The organism is Massilia sp. MP_M2, assembly GCF_039123635.1.
GTDB lineage: Bacteria > Pseudomonadota > Gammaproteobacteria > Burkholderiales > Burkholderiaceae_D > Telluria.
Genome location: NZ_JBCHJF010000005.1, coordinates 219,018 through 239,279, shown reverse-complemented (window position 1 = coordinate 239,279; position 20,262 = coordinate 219,018). Strand labels below are relative to the sequence as shown.

16 protein-coding genes are annotated in these 20,262 nt (G+C 63.5%); 8 read left to right on the top strand and 8 right to left on the bottom strand.

Features of this window, described 5'->3' with window-relative positions:
- Positions 1-275 precede the first annotated feature (275 nt).
- Positions 276-1,634 (top strand): diguanylate cyclase domain-containing protein, encoded by a 1,359-nt coding sequence (locus RCH14_RS13580; protein WP_343026626.1) that lies wholly within the window; start codon positions 276-278, stop codon positions 1,632-1,634.
- Here RCH14_RS13580 and RCH14_RS13575 read toward each other — a convergent pair.
- Positions 1,622-2,305, bottom strand: coding sequence for a hypothetical protein (locus RCH14_RS13575; RefSeq protein WP_343026625.1), 684 nt, complete (start codon positions 2,303-2,305; stop codon positions 1,622-1,624). The genes RCH14_RS13580 and RCH14_RS13575 overlap by 13 nt on opposite strands.
- A gap of 121 nt (positions 2,306-2,426) precedes the next feature.
- Between RCH14_RS13575 and RCH14_RS13570 the strand changes: the two genes are divergently transcribed.
- The 3 genes from RCH14_RS13570 (at position 2,427) to RCH14_RS13560 (ending at position 5,373) form a co-directional block, all read left to right on the top strand.
- Complete coding sequence (locus RCH14_RS13570; protein ID WP_343026624.1) at positions 2,427-3,356, top strand: hypothetical protein; 930 nt, start codon at positions 2,427-2,429, stop codon at positions 3,354-3,356.
- A 242-nt stretch (positions 3,357-3,598) separates the two neighbouring features.
- The gene (locus tag RCH14_RS13565; protein ID WP_343026623.1) at positions 3,599-4,528 is read left to right on the top strand and encodes a hypothetical protein; all 930 of its coding nucleotides are present in this window, start codon (positions 3,599-3,601) and stop codon (positions 4,526-4,528) included.
- A gap of 113 nt (positions 4,529-4,641) precedes the next feature.
- Positions 4,642-5,373 carry an HAD hydrolase-like protein gene (locus RCH14_RS13560; RefSeq protein WP_343026622.1) on the top strand — a complete coding sequence of 244 codons (732 nt, stop codon included), beginning with the start codon at positions 4,642-4,644 and terminating at the stop codon, positions 5,371-5,373.
- On the opposite strand, the gene RCH14_RS13555 is transcribed toward RCH14_RS13560, so the two are convergent.
- The 6 genes from RCH14_RS13555 to RCH14_RS13530 all read right to left on the bottom strand — a co-directional run bounded on the left by RCH14_RS13555 (position 5,322) and on the right by RCH14_RS13530 (position 12,883).
- The gene (locus RCH14_RS13555; RefSeq protein WP_343026621.1) at positions 5,322-5,789 is read right to left on the bottom strand and encodes a hypothetical protein; all 468 of its coding nucleotides are present in this window, start codon (positions 5,787-5,789) and stop codon (positions 5,322-5,324) included. The genes RCH14_RS13560 and RCH14_RS13555 overlap by 52 nt on opposite strands.
- Positions 5,782-6,936 carry an MGDG synthase family glycosyltransferase gene (locus RCH14_RS13550; RefSeq protein WP_407070080.1) on the bottom strand — a complete coding sequence of 385 codons (1,155 nt, stop codon included), beginning with the start codon at positions 6,934-6,936 and terminating at the stop codon, positions 5,782-5,784. The genes RCH14_RS13555 and RCH14_RS13550 overlap by 8 nt, the downstream gene beginning before the upstream one ends.
- A gap of 186 nt (positions 6,937-7,122) precedes the next feature.
- Positions 7,123-8,952 (bottom strand): glycoside hydrolase family 15 protein, encoded by a 1,830-nt coding sequence (locus tag RCH14_RS13545; RefSeq protein ID WP_343026701.1) that lies wholly within the window; start codon positions 8,950-8,952, stop codon positions 7,123-7,125.
- A 19-nt stretch (positions 8,953-8,971) separates the two neighbouring features.
- Positions 8,972-9,751, bottom strand: coding sequence for a trehalose-phosphatase (gene otsB / locus RCH14_RS13540; protein ID WP_343026619.1), 780 nt, complete (start codon positions 9,749-9,751; stop codon positions 8,972-8,974).
- On the bottom strand, positions 9,748-12,036 hold the full coding sequence (locus RCH14_RS13535; RefSeq protein ID WP_343026618.1) for a trehalose-6-phosphate synthase: 2,289 nt from the start codon (positions 12,034-12,036) through the stop codon (positions 9,748-9,750). Before RCH14_RS13535 ends, otsB begins: the two co-directional genes overlap by 4 nt.
- Before the next feature lie 310 nt (positions 12,037-12,346).
- Positions 12,347-12,883 (bottom strand): hypothetical protein, encoded by a 537-nt coding sequence (locus RCH14_RS13530; protein WP_343026617.1) that lies wholly within the window; start codon positions 12,881-12,883, stop codon positions 12,347-12,349.
- 344 nt (positions 12,884-13,227) lie between these two features.
- Here RCH14_RS13530 and RCH14_RS13525 point away from each other — a divergent pair, with 344 nt between their 5' ends.
- From RCH14_RS13525 to RCH14_RS13510, 4 genes are all read left to right on the top strand, one after another.
- The gene (locus tag RCH14_RS13525; protein WP_343026616.1) at positions 13,228-13,866 is read left to right on the top strand and encodes a choice-of-anchor J family PEP-CTERM protein; all 639 of its coding nucleotides are present in this window, start codon (positions 13,228-13,230) and stop codon (positions 13,864-13,866) included.
- Positions 13,867-13,946: 80 nt separating this feature from the next.
- Positions 13,947-14,357, top strand: a complete 411-nt coding sequence (locus RCH14_RS13520; protein WP_343026615.1) for a post-PEP-CTERM-1 domain-containing protein — start codon at positions 13,947-13,949, stop codon at positions 14,355-14,357.
- Between the two features lie 2 nt (positions 14,358-14,359).
- Positions 14,360-15,847: a PA domain-containing protein gene (locus RCH14_RS13515; RefSeq protein ID WP_343026614.1), complete on the top strand. Its 1,488-nt coding sequence runs from the start codon at positions 14,360-14,362 to the stop codon at positions 15,845-15,847.
- A 525-nt stretch (positions 15,848-16,372) separates the two neighbouring features.
- Positions 16,373-16,876: a host attachment protein gene (locus tag RCH14_RS13510; protein ID WP_343026613.1), complete on the top strand. Its 504-nt coding sequence runs from the start codon at positions 16,373-16,375 to the stop codon at positions 16,874-16,876.
- A 63-nt stretch (positions 16,877-16,939) separates the two neighbouring features.
- On the opposite strand, the gene RCH14_RS13505 is transcribed toward RCH14_RS13510, so the two are convergent.
- On the bottom strand, positions 16,940-20,260 hold the full coding sequence (locus RCH14_RS13505; protein WP_343026612.1) for a DEAD/DEAH box helicase: 3,321 nt from the start codon (positions 20,258-20,260) through the stop codon (positions 16,940-16,942).
- Between the last annotated feature and the right edge of the window lie 2 nt (positions 20,261-20,262).

Genomic DNA, 20,262 nt, shown 5'->3' with positions numbered 1-20,262 from the left:
TGCGCAGCAGAACGGCGCTGCCCCGATAACGCGCAGGCTGGCTGCGCCTGACGACCCTGTTGATGGTGATGGTTGGAAGTAGATAAACGTCTTGAGCGAACTTTATTTTGCTCCAGTTATCCTCGTAAACTTTTATCAAAAAAGCAGTTTTTTCAAAACCGGAATCTTCCTATAGACGTCCTTCGTGATTGCCTGAACGGGTATCCCATACGCATGACGCCACGCCCGGATTGACACACCGGATTTCCAGAGCAAATGTCATTTAGAATATGTTCATGGAATACACTGTGCGCGCCCCGATTGCCAACTTCACGGACTTGCTGCTCGACGCCGTCTGCATGGTCGACGCCGGCGGACGGTTCGTGTACGTCAGCGCGGCCGGTGTCAACATCTTCGGCTATACACAGCAGGAAATGATCGGCATGCGCGTGGTCGATCTGGTCGCCCCCGCCGACCTCGCGCGCACGCTCGCTGTGGTGCAAGACATCATGAATGGCCAGGTCCATTCCAACTTTGAAAACCGCTATGTGCGCAAGGACGGCAGCATCGTCCATATCATGTGGTCGGCGCGCTGGTCCGAGGCCGATCAGCTGCGCGTGGCCGTCGCGCGTGACGTGACCGCGCTGAAGCAGGCCCAGGCGATGCAGTCGGTGCTGTACGCCATGTCGGAAGCGGCCCACGCAAGCGATGACCTGGCCGACTTGTTCAGTCGCAGCCACGCCATCGTCCGCGAGCTCCTGCCGGCCTCCTGCTTCGGGGTGGCCCTGTGCGACAAGGCCGGCCAGGATATGCACTTCGCCTACCTCGTGGACGACGGCGCCCCGTGCGATGCGTCCCTGATGCCGCTGCTGTGCGAGACAGTGGCGCAGTGCGCTGCGCCATTGCTGCTCGCGCCTGGCGCACAGGATATGTTGCCGGCGCCCTTGCGGACGGTGGCGGCGAGCCTGGCAGGCGGCGCACTGGCCGTACCGCTGACCACGTCCGACGGCGTCGTCGGCGTCATCGCGCTACGCAACGGCCCGGATGACGCGCCTTACCGGACGCAGGACCGGGATTTACTGGTGTTCGTGGCCGATCAGCTCGCCGCCGCCATCGGACGCAAGCAACTGCATGCGCAACTGCGGTTCATGGCCCTGCATGACGAGCTGACCCGCCTGCCCAACCGGCGCCTGTTCCACGACCGCCTCGACACCGCGCTCGCGCATGCCCGACGCCAGCAGGAACGCCTGTCCCTGCTGTTTATCGACCTGAACCGGTTCAAGCAGGTCAACGACAGCTTTGGTCATGCTTGCGGCGACCGCTTGTTGCAGGAGGTCGCGCGCCGTGTCTCTGCCTGCCTGCGCAACAGCGATACGCTGGCGCGGCTGGGCGGCGATGAATTCGTTATCTTGCTGGAAGACATCGCGCTAGCGGCCGCTGCAGGGCTGGTCATGGACAAGATTCACCTGGCGCTGGTGCCGCCGGTCGAGCTGGGCGACGGACAGTGGCTGCAGATTTCCGTCAGCGTCGGTGTCGCACACTATCCCGAGCATGGCAGCACGCGTGAAGAACTCATCTCGCATGCCGACAAGGCGATGTATGCCGCCAAAGCGGCCGCATACATCGCCGGATCAGAGGCGCATCAGCCGGCGTGATCGGCATCCTTGCGCCCCAATCCCGGCGCCAGACCCATACCCATGGCACCGCCGCCGCCGCCATCGGCATTGCCCCCGCCATTGCCACCGCCCCGGTTACCGCCAGCTTCACCCTTGCCACGCGCCGCACCGCCCTGGGTGCGTGTCGGCCCCTGCAGCGGAATCAGCACATCGGCCGGCATCGGGTCCAGATCCAGCGCGCTGCGGATGAAGCCGCGCAGGCTGATCACCAGGTCTGCCGTGTGAATCGGTCGACCGGCCGCCATATCGGCCGCAGCCTGCCCCGCCAGCCGGCAGTGCTCTTCGGTACCCAGCAGCAGGATGTCCGCCAGCGCGGCCTCGACGGCATCGCGCATGCGGCGCGACCGTTCGGAGCTGAAGGTTTCCTCGGCCAATGGCAGCGCGCCCTCCCCGGCCCGGGTGCGCTCATGCAGATCGCGCAAATGGGTCGGGTCGACCGTCAGCTGGCCGGTGAACGAGCCGCCCAGCGTGCGATAGGCCGCGATCAGCGTCTTGAGCCGCTCGTTGATCTGGCGGTTCATGCGTTCGCGCCGTTGCTGGATCGTCTGCATGATGATGAGACGAATGCCCACCCCGAGCAAGGTAATGACGGCAAGTCCGATGATGGTCGTCATCGCGCCTTGCCACGAGCTGAAATCCATGGAGCGCATCCTTGCCTCGACAACGTTGAGAGGATGCCAGTGTACCGACTCGGCGCCCGGCTACACGCCAGCGAGCAGTTCGTGTGTAAAAATAGCATTCTTTTGACGCAACCTTTCTGGAAGATGAACGATGACGATCAAAAATGTATTCATTGTCGGCGTCGCAAAATGCGGCACCACGGCGCTGTCGGAATGGATGGTCGTCAATGGCCTTGCCGAAGACCGTGTGCCCGGCGAAAAAGAACCGTATCTGTATGCGAACGACGAGCCCCACGCGGCGCGCTCGCGCAGCGGAAATTTGCCGCTGCTTGATGCCAGCGCCGGTTATGCCTTCGATCCGGCCACCGTGCAGCGCTTGCCCAAATACGATACGCGCCTGGTCCTGTGCCTGCGCAACCAGTTCGAACGGATGTGGAGCTTCTACAAGATGTTCAAGGTCGACTCGCTGGGTGGCGGGCAGGCAGAGGACTATTTTTCGTTGTATCAATCCGAAGGCAGCGGGACCGGCCGCGCGCCGCGCGCAGCCAGCACGTTTTCGGATGCCGTGATCCGCATCTGCCAGGCCTACTTTCCAAGACGCTCGCACCTGATCGTGGAAGGCTATGCGCGGCAAGAACTGGAACATCTGCGCACGCACACGTTCATGCAGCGCATCGAGTACGAACTCGCGTTTTACTTGTCGCGCAAACAGTTCCCGTTTTTCTCCATCATCTCCAACAGTTTTTACTACACCCCGCTGCGCACGCTGCTGGAACACTACCTGCCCTCCGATCTGTCCGTCATCTGCGTCAGCCAGCTTGACGATGCCGACGCGCGCCGCCGTTTCGTCGACGCCGTGTTCGAGAAATCCGTCGAGACCCCGCCGGTTCCCGTCGTCTTCAGCAGCACCGAGATTGCCATCGACGAAGCACGGCCCGATTTCGATGACCACGCGTTCGACACCCTGCGCGCCTGCCTGCGGTACGACCTGGTCCAGGCACGCGGCCTGATCGCCACGACGCGCCTGGGCGACGGCCTGCTGGACAATGCAGAACTGGACCGATACCTCGTGACCAACTAAGGGGTCCAACCAGGGGATCCAACCAGGGTCAGGTCTGACATTTGGACACGGACTCTTCCTTAGTTGTCGGGTCCCGGGCCGCATCGCGCCTTGCCACGAGCCGAAATCCATGGAATGCGTTCTGGTCTCGACAAAGTCTGGAGGCTGCCAGTGCACCGATCTGGCGCTCGCCATACGCTGGCCAGCAGTGCTCATATGAGACTACTTCGCTTGTGATACAAGCGCTTCCTCAGGAATGGACAATGACAATCAAGAATGTATTCATTGCCGGCATGGCAAAGTGCGGCACCACCGCGCTGTCAGAATGGATGGTCGTCAACGGGCTGGCCGAAGACCGCGTGCCCGGCGAAAAAGAACCGTATCTGTTTTCCAATGACGAGGCGCACCCTGCGCGCCTGCGCAGCGCCGACCTGCCACTACTCGATGCCAGCGTGGGCTATGCCAACAATCCCGCTGCCGTGCAGCGCCTGCCCGAACGCGACACCCGCCTCGTACTGTGCCTTCGCAACCAGTTCGACCGGATGTGGAGCACCTACAAGATGTTCAAGATCGACCGCATGGATACCCCGCAGGTGCAGGATTATTTTCTGTCGTTCCAGGAGCAAGGCAGCAGCACCGGCCGCAAGCCCCGCGACGCGCACGACTTTTCGGATTTTTTGATCGATATCTGCCGGAAGCATTACCCGCGACGCTCGCACCTGATCGTGGAAGGCTACGCGCGTCAGGAGCTGGAACATATTCGCACGCACACCTTCATGCAGCGCCTCGAGTACGAGCTGGCGTTTTACCTGTCGCGCCGGCATTTCCCGTTTTTCTCGGCCCTTTCCAGCAGCTTTTATTACACACCGCTCAAGACGCTGCTGACCAAATACCTGCCGTCCGATATCGCCGTCATCTCGGTGCATCAACTGGCCGATGCCGATGCGCGCCGCCGTTTCGTCGACGCCGTGTTCGAGAAATCGGTCGACACGCCGCCGGTTCCCGTCGTCTTCACCAGCAGCGAGATTGCCATCGACGAAGCACGGCCCGATTTTAACGACCGGGCGTTCGACACGCTGCGCGCTTGTCTGCGGTACGACCTGGTCCAGGCACGCGGCCTGATCGCCACGACGCGCCTGGGCGACAGCCTGCTGGACAATGCAGAACTGGACCGTTACCTCGTGGCAACGTAAGCGCGCCGTTTGTCATACCACTGTCATGACAGCGCCCGATGATGAAGCTGCAAAGTGAGCACCGGCAGGATTGATATGCCGGTCCGGTCAACAGCATCGGGAGCGCTGCATTCATGTACAACAGCGATAAACGGCTTCTCATTCTCGACGCGGATGGCACCACCATCGATGCATTTTCCGCGATCGCCATGGCCTTTGGCCAGCACGGCTGCGTACTCGGCGCCGAAACGGCGTTCCAGAAACGGCACCACCTGCTCAAGTACGTGGGCGGCCTGAAGCAGTTCCCGTCGATCATCAAGAAAAACCTGCGCAAGAACAGCCGCGCCAAACTGGTCGACACGCTGACCGACATTTACCGGCAAGAGGCCCGGCTGTATGACGGCATTCCCGAGCTGATCCGCGAACTGATCGATTCGCCCGGCATCACGGTGGGCATCGTCACGCGCAATATCACGATCGAGCCGCTCGAAACGCTGCGTCAGCTGTTCCTGCGCCACGATATCGATATCGGCGCACTGGATTTTCTGGAGCATATTCCACTCAAGGACAAGAAGACGGCGTCGTTTCGCGCCGTACGTGAGCGCTTCGGCGTCAATCCTGCGCGCGGCTATATTTGCGGCGACGAGCACAAGGACTTCACGGCCGCGGCCCATACCGGCATGCACCCGTTCATGGTCTCGTACGGATTCGAGGATTACGATCGCCTGACAAACAAGTTCGCCATTCCACCGGAGCTGATTTCGCGCACCTCGGGCGAGTTATGCGGGCGCGTGCGCCATGCACTGGACCTGGGTCAGGCGCCGTACCAGAACAGCAGCGCGCTGATCGCACCGAACAGCCAGTAATCGATCGGCGCGCCCAGCGCCCAGCGCTTGTGCCACGTCACATTGACCTGCTTGAAGCGGCGCCAGCCGAAGGCCGGGTTGATGACGAACCACAGGTAATCCTCGACGATCCAGAACAGCATGATCGACGCCATCACCGTCGCCTCGAGCTGCCACGACCACTGGCCCATGACAAACAGCGGGAAGTGAAACACCAGCCCGATGAATGAGAACATCCACAGGTGGTAACCGGTCAGTGCGCGGCCGCCCCAGAATATATCAAGCAGCAAATGTTCCTCGATGCGCCAGGTCGGCAGATTCGCCGCCCAGCCAGCCTCGCCTTCGATTTCCACTTCCACGCGCGCAAACAGATAGGCCAGCGCCAGCACGGCGCACAAGGTCGCCACGAGCCTGGCGCCATCGGATAATTCAAACATGAGCGAGATCACTTTTGCGGGCGGCTTGCACCAGGACCGTTTCGACGACGTGGCGCGCAGCCTGCGGGCGGCCAAGGGCGCGGGCGCAGGCGGCCATGTCGGCCAGTTTTTCCGGATGCGCCATCAGGTAGCGGATGCGATAGTCGAGCGTCGGCAGATCCACCGCCTTGAGCGCCGCGCCATGCTCGAGCAGGTAATTGGCGTTGTGTTCTTCCTGGCCCGGGATCGGCGCATTGACGATCATCGGCAAACCCATGGCCAGGCATTCGGCCGTGGTCGCGCCGCCCGGCTTGGTGATCACCAGGTCGGCGCACGCCATCAGGCGCTCGACGTGGTCCGTGTAGCCCTGCGGCGCCAGCCGCCCCGGGAAGCGCACGGCCAGGCGCTGCAACGCGGCCAGTTCGGCAGCGTTCTTGCCGGCCAGCGCGATCAATTGAAAATTGCCCGGAATCGCCAGCAACTGCTGCGCCACGCGGTGCAAGCCGCCCAGACCCGCGCCCCCGCCCATCAGCAGGAAGGTCGGCAGCGCCGGATTCAGGCCCAGTGCGCGCGCGCAGTCGGCGCGGTCGTGGCTGATCGAAAACGCCGGCATCGTGGGAATGCCGGCAACATAGATGGCGTGCGCGGCGATGCCTTGCCCGTGCATGCGAAACGCCACTTCGTCGTTGGCGGCAAAATAGCCGGTGACGTGCGGCTGCAGCCACATGCGGTGCAGGTCGAAGTCGGTGACTTGTACCCAGAGCGGGCACGTGAGTGTTCCGGCGGCGATCTGCTGCGCCAGCACTTCAGCCGGCTGAAAATGGGTGCAGATGATCGCGTCGGGTTGCAGCGCCGCGAGGTGGTCGGTCAGCACGCGGCATGCACGCCGCTCGATCCGGCGCCGCACGCGATTGACCAGGCCATCCGGGCGGGCCGCATCGGTCCAGCGGTAGATGTAGCGCCACAAGCCCGGCGCGCGGGTGATCAGGCGAAGATAGAAATCGGTGTAGACCTTGCGCAGCAGCGGCGTGGCAAACGCCATCGCGTCCAGGTGGATGATGGTGGCGTCGGGATGGTCGGCGGCGGCGCAGGCGCGGATGGCCTCGGCAACCCGGGTGTGACCGGCCCCGGCCGGTACGCTGAGCAGAACGATGGTCTTGCCGGCCATGCTGCGCTGGAGTTCGCCCTCTTTCACGAGGGGCGCTTTCCGGCCTGCGCCAACGCTGCCATCCGGTCTGGCGAAGATTTTTGCTTCATGCACACTCCATCGCAACGTGATGCGACGAAGTGTGAAGGCCGATTATGACCCGGCCATGACCAGCACGCGCTTATGTCACAAACTTACGTCACACGCTTACACCACGCTGTTCCACGGCTTGGACAGACGCATCGCGCAATTGATCAGGCCAACCATCGAATACGTCTGCGGGAAATTGCCCCACATTTCGCCCGTGACCGGATGCGTGTCTTCCGACAGCAAGCCCAGGTGATTGCGCGCCGCCAGCATGGCCTCGAACACGACGCGTGCTTCGTCCTCGCGCCCGATCCGCGCCAGCGCATCGATGCGCCAGAACGTGCAGATATTGAAGGCTGTTTCGGGCTTGCCGAAATCGTCCGGTGCTTCATAGCGGCGCATGTACGGGCCGTCGCACAGCGACTTTTCCAGCGCATCGACGGTGGCGACGAAGCGCGGATCCATCGGATCGATGAAGTTGATCTCGGCCATCAGGAGCACGCTGGCGTCGAGATCGCGCCCGCCCAGGCTTTCGGCAAACGCCTGGCGCTCTTCGCTCCACGCTTCGGTCAACAGGCGATTGCGGATGATTTCTGCGCGATCGCCCCAGAACGTCGCGCGCTCGGGCAAGTCCAGTTCTTCGGCGATCTTGGCCAGGCGGTCGCAGGCCGCCCAGTTCATCAGCACTGACGAGGTGTGCACGCGGGCGCGCGTACGCAGCTCCCACATGCCGGCGTCCGGTTCGTCGTACAGGCGAAACGCCTGTTCGCCCACCGCTTCGAGTTGCACGAACTCGGCATGCCCCGCACGGCGGAACAGGCGGTGATCGAAGAAGGCCTGCGCTGCGCCGAGCACGATATTGCCGTACACGTCGTGCTGGAAGTGTTCCTGCGCCTGGTTGCCCACGCGCACCGGCCCGTTGTTGCGGTAGCCGGGCAAGTGCTCGATGATCGATTCGGGCAGCTCTTCCTCGAGGCCGATGCCGTACAGCGGCTGGATGTGCCCGCCCTTGGCGCGCGCCACGACATTGCTCAGCCAACGCAGATAGTCTTCCATCGTGCCAACTTCCGACAAGCTGTTCAGCGCCCGGATCACGAAGAACGCATCGCGCAGCCAGCAGTAGCGGTAATCCCAGTTGCGCTCGCTCCCCGGCGCTTCCGGAATGCTGGTCGTCATGGCGGCGATGATCGCGCCGGTGTCTTCATACAGCGACAGTTTCAGCGTGATTGCGGCGCGGATGACCACGTCCTGCCACTCGAGCGGCAGGGCCAGGCGGCGCGACCAGGTGCGCCAGTACGAGATCGTCTCGAGCTCGAAGCGGTGCGCGGTGTCCTTGATGCCGTCGGCCAGCGTTTCGTCCGGTCCCAGCATGAAGTTCAGCGGCCGGTCGAGCAGGAAGAACGATTCGGACAGTACGTAATTGAGCGACGCGTCGGTGTTCAGGCGCAGCGTCTGGTCGGGACCGATGTAACGGATGTGGTGGCTGCCTTGCGTGATCTCGGGCGCCTTGGCGCCGTATTCGAAGCGCGGCCGCATGATCACGCGCACGCGCACACTGCTGCCGAGCGGACGCACGCGGCGCACCAGCATCAGGGGCCGGAACATGCGGTCGCGGCTCAGGAAGCGCGGCGCGAAATCGGTGATTTCGATGCCATTGCCACTGCTGTCGTACAGGCGCGTGCGCAGCACCGCCGTGTTCGGCTCATACACCTGCTCGCTGCGGGTGAAGTCTTCCAGCTCGACGCTCCACAGGCTGCCATTTTCGCTCGGGTCGAGCAAGGCATTGAAGACCGGGTCGCCGTCAAAGCGCGGCAGGCAGCACCAGACCATCCGGCCCATGCGGTCGACCAGAGCGCTGAAGGCGCAATTGCCGATCACGCCGCAATCGAGCGAACCGGTGGGTTCGATGGCGACCTGTGACTCGAGGACGTTGGGTAGCGCGGTACTCATTGCCGACTCTTGGGAATCATCATTCATGGGGTGTGTCCTTTCCAATGGTTGGCGCGGCGGCCGCTTGCGACAGTACGATGCGCAATTGTTCCGCCGACGCGATGCGGCACTGGGCCACGGTGGGGCCCGGTCCGACCTTCAGGCCGATCCCGCCAATACTTTGTACTTGTGCAAAACCTGCTTCGTCGGTCGTGTCGTCGCCGATGAACAGGGGCCGGTAACCGGCGAACGGCGCTTCGGCCAGGAAGTCGCGGATCGCCGTGCCCTTGCTGACGGCATTCGACTTGACCTCGACGATCATCTTGCCTTCCATCAGCAACAGGCCCGGGCTGGCTGCCACCGCAACGCGCATCGCTTCGGTGCACAGCGCCTGCAATTCGGGCGCCTGGCGGAAATGCAGCGCCAGCGCGCCGTGTTTTTCTTCGACCCACAGATCGGGATGGCGCGCCGCCAGCCCCTGCGCGGCCTGCCGCACCCGCGTGAAGTCAGGCGCTGTCAGGCGGCGCAAGACACCGTCGACGCCACGCCGTTCCATGCCGTGCACGCCGGCGGCAGGGAACGTCAGCGGCGCCAGCAGTTTGTCGAGCTCGTTGATGGGCCGGCCGGACACGAGGGCCAGCCGCCCTTTCAGGCGCGCCTGCAGCAGCGGCAATGCGGTGCGCAGCAGGTCGGTGACGATCACTTGATCGGGCAACGGCGCGATGTCGACCAGCGTGCCGTCGAAATCGAGAAACAGCACGCAATCGGGCGCGGCCAGCAAGTCGAGCGCGGCCTGCAGGTTGTCAGTGGTGTCGGTCATGCTTGCCCCCTGCGCACGCGGTCCTGGCTGAGCGAGACGATGCGCGACTTGACGCGCTCGCGCTGGCGCAGGCGCGCTGCATCCTGCAGCATGCGGCCGGCCCAGCGATACACGTTGAAGTCGCGCACCCGGCGGCGCATGCTGCGCATCCGCTCGCGCTGTTCGTCACGCGGCATGCGCAGCGCCTGGTACAGCGCTTCGGCGCCCTCTTCGATGTGGTACGGATTGACGATCAGCGCTTCGTGCAGCTCGCGCGCCGCGCCGGTGAACTGGCTCAGGATCAGCGCGCCGCCTTCGTCGTCGCGGGCGGCGATGAATTCCTTGGCCACCAGATTCATGCCGTCGTGCAGACTGGTCACGCTGCAGACATCCGAAGCGCGGAAATACGTGCGCAACTGGCGCTGTTCGTGGTGCTCGGTTTTCAGCACGATCGGCAGGTAGGTGCCGCTGGCGTAGCGGTCATTGATCCGCTGGGCCAGGGCCCGCACGCGCGTTTCCAGGTTCTGGTATTCGTCGAGCGACGAGCGGGTGGGCGCGGCGATCTGCACGAACGTGAATTTGCCGATCATTTCCGGATACAGCTCGAACATGCGTTCGACCGCTTCGAAGCGCTCGACGATGCCCTTGGTGTAGTCGAGGCGGTCGACGCCGATGCCCAGCAACTGGTCGGCCGGCAGCGACAGCGCCTGGCGGATCTCGGCGCGGCAGGCGGCGATATCGGGTTCGCCCGGAATCTCGTCGGGCCAGGCAATCGAAATCGGATACGGCTTGACCTGCGTGAGCTGGTTGCCGTAGCTGACGGTCGAGGCTTCGTCCTCGATGCGGGTTTCCAGATAGCGGTCGACCGTGTCGAGGAAATTCTTGCGATGGAACGGCGTGTGGAAGCCCAGGATCGTGCTGCCCAGCATGCCGTCGAGGATTTCTTCGCGCCACGGGCAGATGCCGAACGACTCGGGGTTTGGCCATGGGATGTGCCAGAACGTGATGATGGTTGCCTTTGGCAGCACTGCGCGTACCATGCGCGGCAACAGGGCGAAGTGATAATCCTGCACCAGCACGACCGGGTTGTCCGAGCGCGCTTCGGCGATCACGGCGTCGGCAAAGCGCTGGTTCACGCGCACGTACTCGGCCCAGTCTGTCGAGCGGAACACGGGCCGCACGTGGGCGATATGGCACAGCGGCCACAGGCCCTCGTTGGCAAAGCCGTAGTAATAGCCCTGCTCTTCTTCCTTCGACAGCCAGACGCGGCGCAGCGTGTAGCTCGGGTTGTCGGGCGGGACCGGCACATGGTCGTTGGCGTCGACCGTCTCGCGGTCGGCCGAACCGGCACCATGCGCGATCCACGTGCCGGAGCAGGCGCGCATCACGGCTTCCACCGCGGTCACCAGGCCGCTGGCCGGGCGCTGGACTTTCACACCGTTGGGTGTGGCCACGTGGATATAGGGCTCGCGGTTCGAGACCACGAGGATCTGGTCACCGGCCAGGTCCTGGTTCAGCAACTGTTTGAGCGTTTCGGGACTCCAGGTCGTTGACTCGACCGGGCTGGCGGCCAGCTCGCGCTGGTAATCATTGAGCATGGCGCGAAACTCGCTGGCCAGCGGCGCCATGTCGCCTTCGGCGGGCGCCGCCTCGGCCGCAACGTGACTTGGCGAGCGCGGTAACAGTTCGCCGCGCAGCATTTCACGCATGCCGGCCACCCAGCCACGCCAGCTCAGGTGAGCGATGATCACGGTAATGAGCGAGATCGCGCCGGCCATCAACACGAACAGGCCAAGGATGTATTTCTTGGTGTCGGCGCTGCGGCGCTCGATGAAGCTCATGTCCTGCACCAGCACCAGGCGCCCGGCAGACACCCCATCCTGCGTCAGCTCGCGCGTGGAAACGTGGACCGGACCCTCCGCCAGGCGCACGACGGGATTGGACGTCGAGCCATCGTCCTCATTGCTGACCTGTCCCTCACGGCAACCGAGCGTGGCTGGATAGGTCGAGGTCTTGTACAGCAGCATGCCGTCGGTCGAACACAGGGCCAGCGCATACAGGCGCTCGTCCTGAATCGCGCGCTCGAACGCGTCGTTGATCCTTTCGCCCGAACCGTCTTCGAGATAGGTCAGCAAAGGCTGTTGCAGCGTGCTCGACACCAGGCGCGAGCGCGTGTCCAGGTCACGCACGAACCAGCGCTGGGTAAGATTTTCCATCCACGGAATGGCAAAGTACCCGAACAGGGCCAGCACAATGGCAAGGGGAACAATGAACCGCAGGGACAGTTGAATGGATCTGAAGCGCATGGAGCTCTTTCAATGGGACGAAGTCGCCGACCAATTGATTATAGCTATCTAAAAATTATCTTGTCGCTATGGCATGCAACGGTGTCGAACGGGGCGGGATCGGCTGGTAAAAGTACATCGCAGAGCCGCACGATGTGTCACTGGGTAGTGCCATCCGGTCCGCAATCGCGCCGAGCCCAGGCTTGCACGAAACCGCGACCGTCGACGGCGCCGGTCACTGGCTGCACCGGGAGCAGCCCGGCATCGTGAATGACTTGATCCTGTCATTTGCTGACACGGTGCGGGCCGATACGGCGACCTGAACGCCGGCTTAACCCGGCACGCGTTTCATGACGAACTCGGCGCGCGGCCTGGCGTGTCGCTCCAGCCGGTAAGTGAGCACGGTGCCATTCTCGCTGACCGTCACTGTCCACAAATTGGTGTCAGCGCCGGGAACCAGTCGGGCCGTATAGGCATCTGCCAGGAATGCCTGTGAGCGTGCAGTGCCGCCGGGCTGCGCCATCCCGCCGTACATCGTTACCCTGTCGGGCGTGCCGTCAGCGTGACGATGGTCATGGCGTAATTCCAGCCCTGCTGCAGGGCGCGTGAAAATCCACGTGCGCGAACGATCTTCGCCAACCTTGACCGGCATGCGCACATCGGCCGCGCTGCAGATGACTTCGGTCGAAATGGTCTTGTTGGCAAACTCGTTGTTTGGATCGACCGCATAGGTCTGGCCGCCCTCGAAGCGCTCACCGCACATCGTCCTGAGTGTGGCCATGAAGCGGTCGCCATCGACAGGCGCCGGAACGGCAGCACAACCGGCCAGCAGGCAGGTACTCGCGAGAAAAGGAAAAAGAGGATGCATCGTGGTCCCGTTAGAGGAAAAAGCATGAAGCACACAGCATGTCGGCAAACTGACAAATCATCAACAAAAGCTACCCAATGGCAACAAAATAGCGCGGGTGCGTGAAATGAAAAATAATGTGTCGTTATTTATGTGACAAGCGTATGAAATTTGTCGGAAAATCTTACAATTAATTACCAAATTTTTATTTTGAAAAATATTTCTCATAGAAATCAATGTGTTGTTTTGCTGGCACGCAATGTGCATTAGCTCCGATAGTCGTCGAATGATCATTACGACATCCGATACAGGGGCTGTGACACGAATGCAGACCCGTTCATCGTACACACTTGGAGCGCATCAGAATGAAGAACGCACTTGCTGCATTGCTGGTTTCCGGAATGATGTCCTCGGCGTTCGCCGGGGTTGTGATTGAAGAAGGTTTTGATGATGTAAACAGTCTCCAGAGCAAGGGTTGGATTCTGGAAAATAACAGCACCCCTGGCGGCGCGACGCCCGGCTGGTTCCAAGGTAGCGTCGGCTTCACGTCGCAAAACGGCGGCGATTACAGCTACGCCGCGTCGAACTTCGGCGTTGCGGGCACCGATGGCATCATCAACAACTGGCTGTACACCCCCGAATTTTCCACTGCACTGGGCGCAACCGTGTCGTTCTGGCTGAATGCCATCGACGAAGCCGGCTTCAGCGACAGCTTCTCGTTCGGCTACACCGGCGCTGACGGCGTCCTGGTCAGCCTGATGCCTGCCTTCACCGTCTCGACCGGCGGCTGGACGCAATACACCACCAATATCGCTGCCGCAGCAGGCACGACCCGTTTCGCATTCCAGCACACCGGTGCGCAAGCCACGTCGAACTATGTCGGCCTCGATACGCTGTCGATCTCGGCCACCGATGCCGCCGAAGTGCCGGAACCGGCAAGCATCCTGATCCTGGCCGCTGGCGCCATGGGCCTGGTTGCCGCACGTCGCCGCAAACGCGCCTGAGCGCTCCACGCCACGTTGTCCGGCGAAGCGCGCTGCGCTTCGCACATTTTGCATCGAATATGTTTTTCCAGGAGATTGTCATGTTCCAGAAACAACAAACCGGCCTGCGCGCACTGCGCGTCGCCGGCATTGCCTTTGCCCTGATGGGTTTCGCCGGCCAGTCCGCCATTGCCCAGGAAGCAGCTGTCGCCCCGAATGAGTCGCTGACCATCGTGCGCGATGTCGAAACCGGCAAGCTGCGCGGCGCCACCCCTGCCGAAGCAGTCGCGCTGAAAGCGCAATCCGTCAAGGCCACCGCACGCATTGCCCCAAAAGCAACGCTGCAAAAATTCCACAGCAGCGGCGCGCGCGGCGCCCGCCTGACTGACGAGTTCATGACCACGTCGGTGGCGGTTCGTAACGCCGACGGCAGCATCACCGTCACGCACGGTGACACCCAGAATGCCGATTCGACCGGCCACGTTCACACCATTACGCCTGTCACGGAGTAATCATGCGCACCCCATCCTTCTCGCTTACCGCTGCTCGCACCGTACTGGCCGCCGCCAGCATCCTGACCTGCATCGCCGCGCAAGCTGCAACCATCACCATCCAGAGCCGCGATCCAGCCGGCTTCGGCTTTAACGATCCGACCCCGGCCACACCAGTTGGCGGCAATATGGGCACGACGGTCGGCGAGCAACGCTTCAACGTCTATCGCCACGTTGCCGATATCTGGGAACGCAATCTCCAGAGTAACGTGACGATCACCGTGTCGGCCGGTTGGGAAGCGCTGACCTGCACCGCCACCACGGCCGTGCTGGGCAGCGCCGGCGCCTGGAATATCTGGAACAACTTCGCAGGCGGCAAGCCAAACACCTGGTATCCAGCAGCACTGGCCAACAAGCTGGCCGGCGTCAACCTGACCAGCGGCATCCCTGACGACGGCACCGGCTACGGCAACGTCGACATCAAGACCCAGTTCAACGTCAACCTCGGCCAGCCGAACTGCCTCGCAGGCAGCAGCTTCTACTTGGGTCTGGACGGCAATGCCGGCAGCCAGGTGAACTTTGCAGCAACCCTGCTGCACGAACTGGGCCACGGCCTGGGCTTCTCGGTCGTCAGCGTGCAGACCTCGACTGGCTTCCGCATCAATGCAGCAGGCACGTCATATGTGTCCGAAGGCGGCCTGCCAAGCGTCTGGGAAGAGTTTATGTACGACAACACGGCCAAGAAGAGCTGGCTGAACATGTCGTCGGCCGAGCGCCGCGTTTCGGCGATCAACCCGCTGGGCCTGGCCTGGACCGGTGCCAATTCGGTCGCCGGCGCGAGCATCCTGCGCTCGCAGCCGATCCTGAAAGCGGCGACGCCAACTGGCGTGCTGCCGGGCATCAACTATTCGGCGTCGGCCTTTGGCCCGACTCTGCCAGCCGTCGCCTCGCTCGGCGCACTGGCCACGATCACGCCCCAGACCGGCGAAGCCGGTCCCGGCTGCGATCCATTCAATGCCGCCAATGCGGCAGCAGTGCGCGGCAAGGTGCCGATCATCAGCCGCGGCGCATGCGGTTTCGCCGTCAAGGTGAAGAACGCGCAAAATGCTGGCGCAGTCGGCGTTCTGCTGGCCAATAACGTTGCCGGCGACATCGCACCGGGTGGTGCCGATCCAACCGTCACCATCCCGTCGGCCGGCATCACGCAAGCCGCTGGCGATGCACTGAAAGCCGCTGTCGCCGCTGCCAAGCCATACGGTACGCGTTCGCAGCCTGGCGTGGTGATCGCATCGCTGGCCACCGACCCGACCCGCAAGGCCGGCGCCGATTCCCTGGGCCGTCCGCTGCTGTACACCCCATCGGTGCTGGCGGCAGGATCGTCGGTATCGCACTGGGACGTGACGGCATCGCCAAACCTGCTGATGGAGCCAAGCATCAATTCGGACCTGACCCTGTTCCTGTCGCCACCGTACGATCTGACGCTGCCACTGATGAAGGATATCGGTTGGTAATCACATGGTAAGTCGCATCACGGCGCCCGTGCGCCGTGATGCGTGAATACAAAAACGCCACCTTGCAAGGTGGCGTTTTTATTTGCTGCTGATCAAATCGTCAGTCAGAAGAACAATTAGAAGACCAGGTACAGGATCACCAGTACAACGACCGGGATGCCCAGGAGCCAGCCAATGAAGAATTTACCCATGATGTTGTTCCTTTTGTATTTGCAGTGTCGATGGGTCTATCTTGCGCGCCGCAGCGTCCTCGTTCAGTACGCTACTGCACGTCCACCAAGAAATTGATCCATTCGGTTATCCGGCAACTGCCCAGGCGCGCACGGCAGGAACGCGGTGCGACGTGGATTTTTTGACAGGGCTATACTTAAATCATCACTTGTCGCCAGGCAGGGAACGCGGCCGGATGCTGTGCGTCGATCGTGTCCGCCACTGCCGGCGATGGCCTCCATGCGCATCGCGCCAGCCGGAGCCCAGGCTCCGCAGCGCCAGATGCGCCCACCCACCATTCAATCAGGGGACTCTATGCCTACAACCTGGATCATCGCGGCCAATGCCGGTCGTGCACGTATTTTCGCCGATACCAAATCTGCCAAGTCGCTGCAAGAAGTGGAAGACATGGTCAATCCTGCCGCGCAGGGGCGCGTGAGCGACATCGTGACGGACAGACTGAGCCCGCGGGCGGCCGGCAATAGCGGCCACAGTATCGGCGGCGGCCAGGGCGGCGGCTTCGAGCACGCCACACAGGCCGGCGCACCGGGCAGCGACTACCAGCCAGCCGTCACGCCTGCCGAGCACGAAGCGCAAAAGTTTGCCAGGGACGTTGCATCGTACCTGTTGCAAGCGCATCAGAAAAGCCAGTACCAGCATCTGATCGTGTCCGCATCGCCCGAATTCCTGGGCCTCTTGCGCACGGCGATCGATCCGCAGGTCAAGGCGCTGATCACGCATGAGCTCAACAAGGATTACACGCACTCGAGCGGTCATGAACTGCGCGGCCAGCTCGCGGCGCATCTCGAAAAAGCATAAGCTCGAACGACCGCCAGGTCGCGCCAACCCTGACAGGCCCGCCACTTAGGCGGGCCTTTTTCGTTATGGTCGTGCGTGCTCGACCGGTGAGAAGATCTCGCGCAGGTCGTCGGCGCCGATGGCCGGCGCCAGCTCGGTGTCGCCGGCCAGCAGGGCATTGGCCAAATCACCTTTGCGGCGCTGCATTTCCTGGATTTTTTCTTCCAGCGTGCCGCGTGCGATGAGCTTGTAGACGAATACCGGCTGGGTCTGGCCAATCCGCCAGGCGCGGTCAGTAGCCTGGTTTTCGCTGGCCGGGTTCCACCACGGATCGTAGTGGATGACCGTGTCGGCCGCCGTGAGATTCAGGCCCACGCCGCCCGCCTTCAGACTGATCAGGAACACGCCCACCTGCCCCGCCTGGAACGCAGCGACCGGCGCGGCGCGGTCGACCGTGCTGCCGGTGAGTTCGACGTAGGCGATGTTGCGCGCGTTCAGTTCATCGGCAATCAGCGCCAGCATGCTCGTGAACTGCGAAAACACCAGCACCTTGCGCCCTTCGCTGATCAGGGTGTCGAGCAATTCCATCAGTGCTTCGAGCTTGGCCGAGCCGCCGGCCGCGCCCGTCTTGAGCAGGCGCGGATCGCAGCATACCTGACGCAGCTTGAGCAGCGCTTCGAGAATCACGATGTGGCTGCGCGCCAGGCCTTTGCGGTCGATCTCGTCACGCACCTTGCGGTCCATCGCCACGCGCACCGTTTCGTACAGGTCGCGCTGGACACCGCCAAGCTCGACCGGCAGGATGATCTCGGTCTTGGGCGGCAGTTCGGTCGCCACCTTGTCCTTGGTCCGGCGCAGCATGAACGGTTTCAGGCGCCGCACCAGCAAATCCTTGCGGTTCGTGTCGCCGCCCTGCTCGATCGGTTTGCGAAACACGGTGTTGAAGCCGCGCTCGTCGCCCAGCAGGCCAGGCATCAGGAAGTGGAACTGCGACCACAATTCGCCCAGGTGGTTCTGCACCGGCGTGCCGGTCAGGCACAGGCGATGGCGCGCGTCGAGCAGGCGCGCCGTCTGCGCCGCCTTGCTGCGGCTGTTCTTGATGTACTGCGCTTCATCGAGGATCAACAGGTGATAGCGATGGGCGCGCAGCGCCACTTCGTCGCGCCCGAGCAGCGCGTAGGTCGTCAGAACGACGTCGACAGCGCCGATCCCGTCGAACAGCGCCGTGCGCTCCTTGCCATGCAAGAGCAGCACGCGCAGGCCGGGCGTGAAGCGGGCCGCCTCGGCCTGCCAGTTGGGCATCAGGCTCGTGGGCGCCACGACCAGCGCCGGGCGATCGAGCCGCCCCGCTTCTTTCTCGACCAGGATGTGGGCCAGCGCCTGGATCGTCTTGCCCAGCCCCATGTCGTCGGCCAGGATGCCGCCGAATTCGTATTCGCGCAGGAACTGCAGCCAGGCCAGGCCGCTGCGCTGATAGGGCCGCAGGTCGGCCTGCAGGCCAACGGGGAGTTCGACCGGCCGGATGCCGTCGAAATCGTTGAGCTTGCGGCCCAGTGCACGCAGGCGCTCGCCGCCCATCCAGCGCAGGTGCGAGGCGCGCTCGAGTTCGGCCAGGCGCGCCGCATCCATCACCGGCAGGCGCACCCGGCTGCCCATGCGCTCGCTGAAATACAGTTCGCCCAGCGTGACCAGGATCGGCTTGATGCGGCCCCAGGTCACGGCCACGCGTGTTTCGTCGTCGAGCTCGATCACCAGGTCGCCCTCGTCGGCGCGCGTGGCCAGGGCCACCGGGTCGAACTCCTGCGGCGCGGCGCGGATCATCTTGAGCAGCAAGGGCAGCAGCGCGTGCCGCTGACCGTTCACGACAATACCCAGCTCGAGCGCGAACCAGGCTTGCCCGCCCTCGCCTTCTTCATCGAGTTCGGCGTACCAGTCATCGACCTCGGCCAGGTCGTAGCGATAATCTTCATCGATCGCGACCTGCCAGCCGGCCGCCTCCAGGCGCGGCAGCGCATCGCGCACGAAGCCGACCCAGGCCGCTTCGTCGGCTAGCTGCAAGGCGCCGGGGAGTTCAAGCAGTGGCGAGTCGGGTGGCGGTTCGGCGAACCCGAGCCCGGTCAGCAGCGCCCGCGCCGCCGCTTCGAGCGGCGCATTGCGCACGATGAGTTGAACCTTGGTGTTCTCGATGCGGCGCAGCACCGGCCCGTCGTCGGGCTCCGCGATCCAGCCGTCGTAGTCGAACATCAGCGTGGCATGGTCGTACCAGAGGTAGTCGCCGCGCTGCCTGGCCAGCATGCTGTCGAGCACCAGCAGGGGCACCGGCGCCACGTCGCTGCGCTCACGCGTTTCCAGCACCTGCGGTAGTGGGAACACGCCCTCCAGGCCAAGCTCGGCCATGCGCGTCGCCACGCTGGCGCGGTGCTCCGGCCACAGCAGCGGCGCCTGCTCCACCGCGCCGAGCAGCATCTCCAGCGGCAAGGGCGCCAGCAAGGCTGGCAGCGTCAGCTCCCCGATCAGGTCACCATCGATATAGCAGGCCGGTTCGGTCGGCAGCACTTCATCGGGAATCTGCCGCTCGCGCGCGCCGCCGCCGGAAAATTGCCAGCTCAGCTGAAGCGCATCGGGGTCGCCGTCCAATGGATGCCAGTCGATCACGGCCGCGCGCTTCGGGCCGGCGAGCAGCGGCGCAACCCGGCCGCGCGCCAGATCCTCTGGCGTGTGGGCGCGCAGCAGCCGGCCTTGTGCGACGAGTTGGGCCAGCAGGCGTGCGCCCAGTGCGCCTTGCGGCCGCGCGACGCCCAGGCCGCCCGAAGCAGCGGCCAGGCCGGCAAACTGCCGCAGCAGCTCAACGTCGCCGGTCGCGATCCAGGCCGGTGGATCGCGCAGCAGGCCGTGATGGTTGACGTCGCCCGAACTGGCGCCGATGCCGGCGCGCTTGCCCTGGCGGCCCTTGCGCAGGTGCAACTGGGAGTGACCGTGCAAATCGGGCACCAGGACCCAGGCCAGTATGGTCACGGCGCCTGTGGCCGAGAGCGCCGGCTGCGTGACCTGGCGCAGCTGCGAGAGCTGCATGAGCCAGTGCTGCGCCACGGCGTTGGCCGCAGCAGGGGCCTGCCGGGCTTCGCGTTCGCGGCACTCGATGTCCTTGATCAGGACCGACACGACGTGCTTGCAGTTGTAGCCCACCGGGCAGGTGCAGTGACCGTCGAAGTTGACCTGCTCGCGGCGCGTGAACACGCGGATGGTCTGATGGTAGATCGCCCCGCCGCTGCCGGCGACTTCGCCAATCAGCCGCTCGGCCTGCCACTGCGCGACCAGGACATGGCCGTCATCGGCGTAATCGTGGCCACGCTTCAGGGCGCCGGGGTCGAAGTTGTGCGTCAGGTCGGCGTAATCGTAATGCATGG

Excerpts from the sequence above, each read along its gene's own strand:
- RCH14_RS13515 (WP_343026614.1), top strand. The coding sequence starts at position 14,360 with ATGCGCACCCCATCCTTCTCGCTTACCGCTGCTCGCACCGTACTGGCC.
- RCH14_RS13575 (WP_343026625.1), bottom strand. The coding sequence starts at position 2,305 with ATGCGCTCCATGGATTTCAGCTCGTGGCAAGGCGCGATGACGACCATC.
- RCH14_RS13530 (WP_343026617.1), bottom strand. The coding sequence starts at position 12,883 with ATGCATCCTCTTTTTCCTTTTCTCGCGAGTACCTGCCTGCTGGCCGGT.
- RCH14_RS13555 (WP_343026621.1), bottom strand. The coding sequence starts at position 5,789 with ATGTTTGAATTATCCGATGGCGCCAGGCTCGTGGCGACCTTGTGCGCC.
- RCH14_RS13545 (WP_343026701.1), bottom strand. The coding sequence starts at position 8,952 with ATGAGTACCGCGCTACCCAACGTCCTCGAGTCACAGGTCGCCATCGAA.
- RCH14_RS13565 (WP_343026623.1), top strand. The coding sequence starts at position 3,599 with ATGACAATCAAGAATGTATTCATTGCCGGCATGGCAAAGTGCGGCACC.
- RCH14_RS13510 (WP_343026613.1), top strand. The coding sequence starts at position 16,373 with ATGCCTACAACCTGGATCATCGCGGCCAATGCCGGTCGTGCACGTATT.
- RCH14_RS13505 (WP_343026612.1), bottom strand. The coding sequence starts at position 20,260 with ATGCATTACGATTACGCCGACCTGACGCACAACTTCGACCCCGGCGCC.
- RCH14_RS13570 (WP_343026624.1), top strand. The coding sequence starts at position 2,427 with ATGACGATCAAAAATGTATTCATTGTCGGCGTCGCAAAATGCGGCACC.
- RCH14_RS13560 (WP_343026622.1), top strand. The coding sequence starts at position 4,642 with ATGTACAACAGCGATAAACGGCTTCTCATTCTCGACGCGGATGGCACC.
- RCH14_RS13535 (WP_343026618.1), bottom strand. The coding sequence starts at position 12,036 with ATGCGCTTCAGATCCATTCAACTGTCCCTGCGGTTCATTGTTCCCCTT.
- RCH14_RS13550 (WP_407070080.1), bottom strand. The coding sequence starts at position 6,936 with ATGGCCGGCAAGACCATCGTTCTGCTCAGCGTACCGGCCGGGGCCGGT.
- RCH14_RS13520 (WP_343026615.1), top strand. The coding sequence starts at position 13,947 with ATGTTCCAGAAACAACAAACCGGCCTGCGCGCACTGCGCGTCGCCGGC.
- otsB (WP_343026619.1), bottom strand. The coding sequence starts at position 9,751 with ATGACCGACACCACTGACAACCTGCAGGCCGCGCTCGACTTGCTGGCC.
- RCH14_RS13525 (WP_343026616.1), top strand. The coding sequence starts at position 13,228 with ATGAAGAACGCACTTGCTGCATTGCTGGTTTCCGGAATGATGTCCTCG.
- RCH14_RS13580 (WP_343026626.1), top strand. The coding sequence starts at position 276 with ATGGAATACACTGTGCGCGCCCCGATTGCCAACTTCACGGACTTGCTG.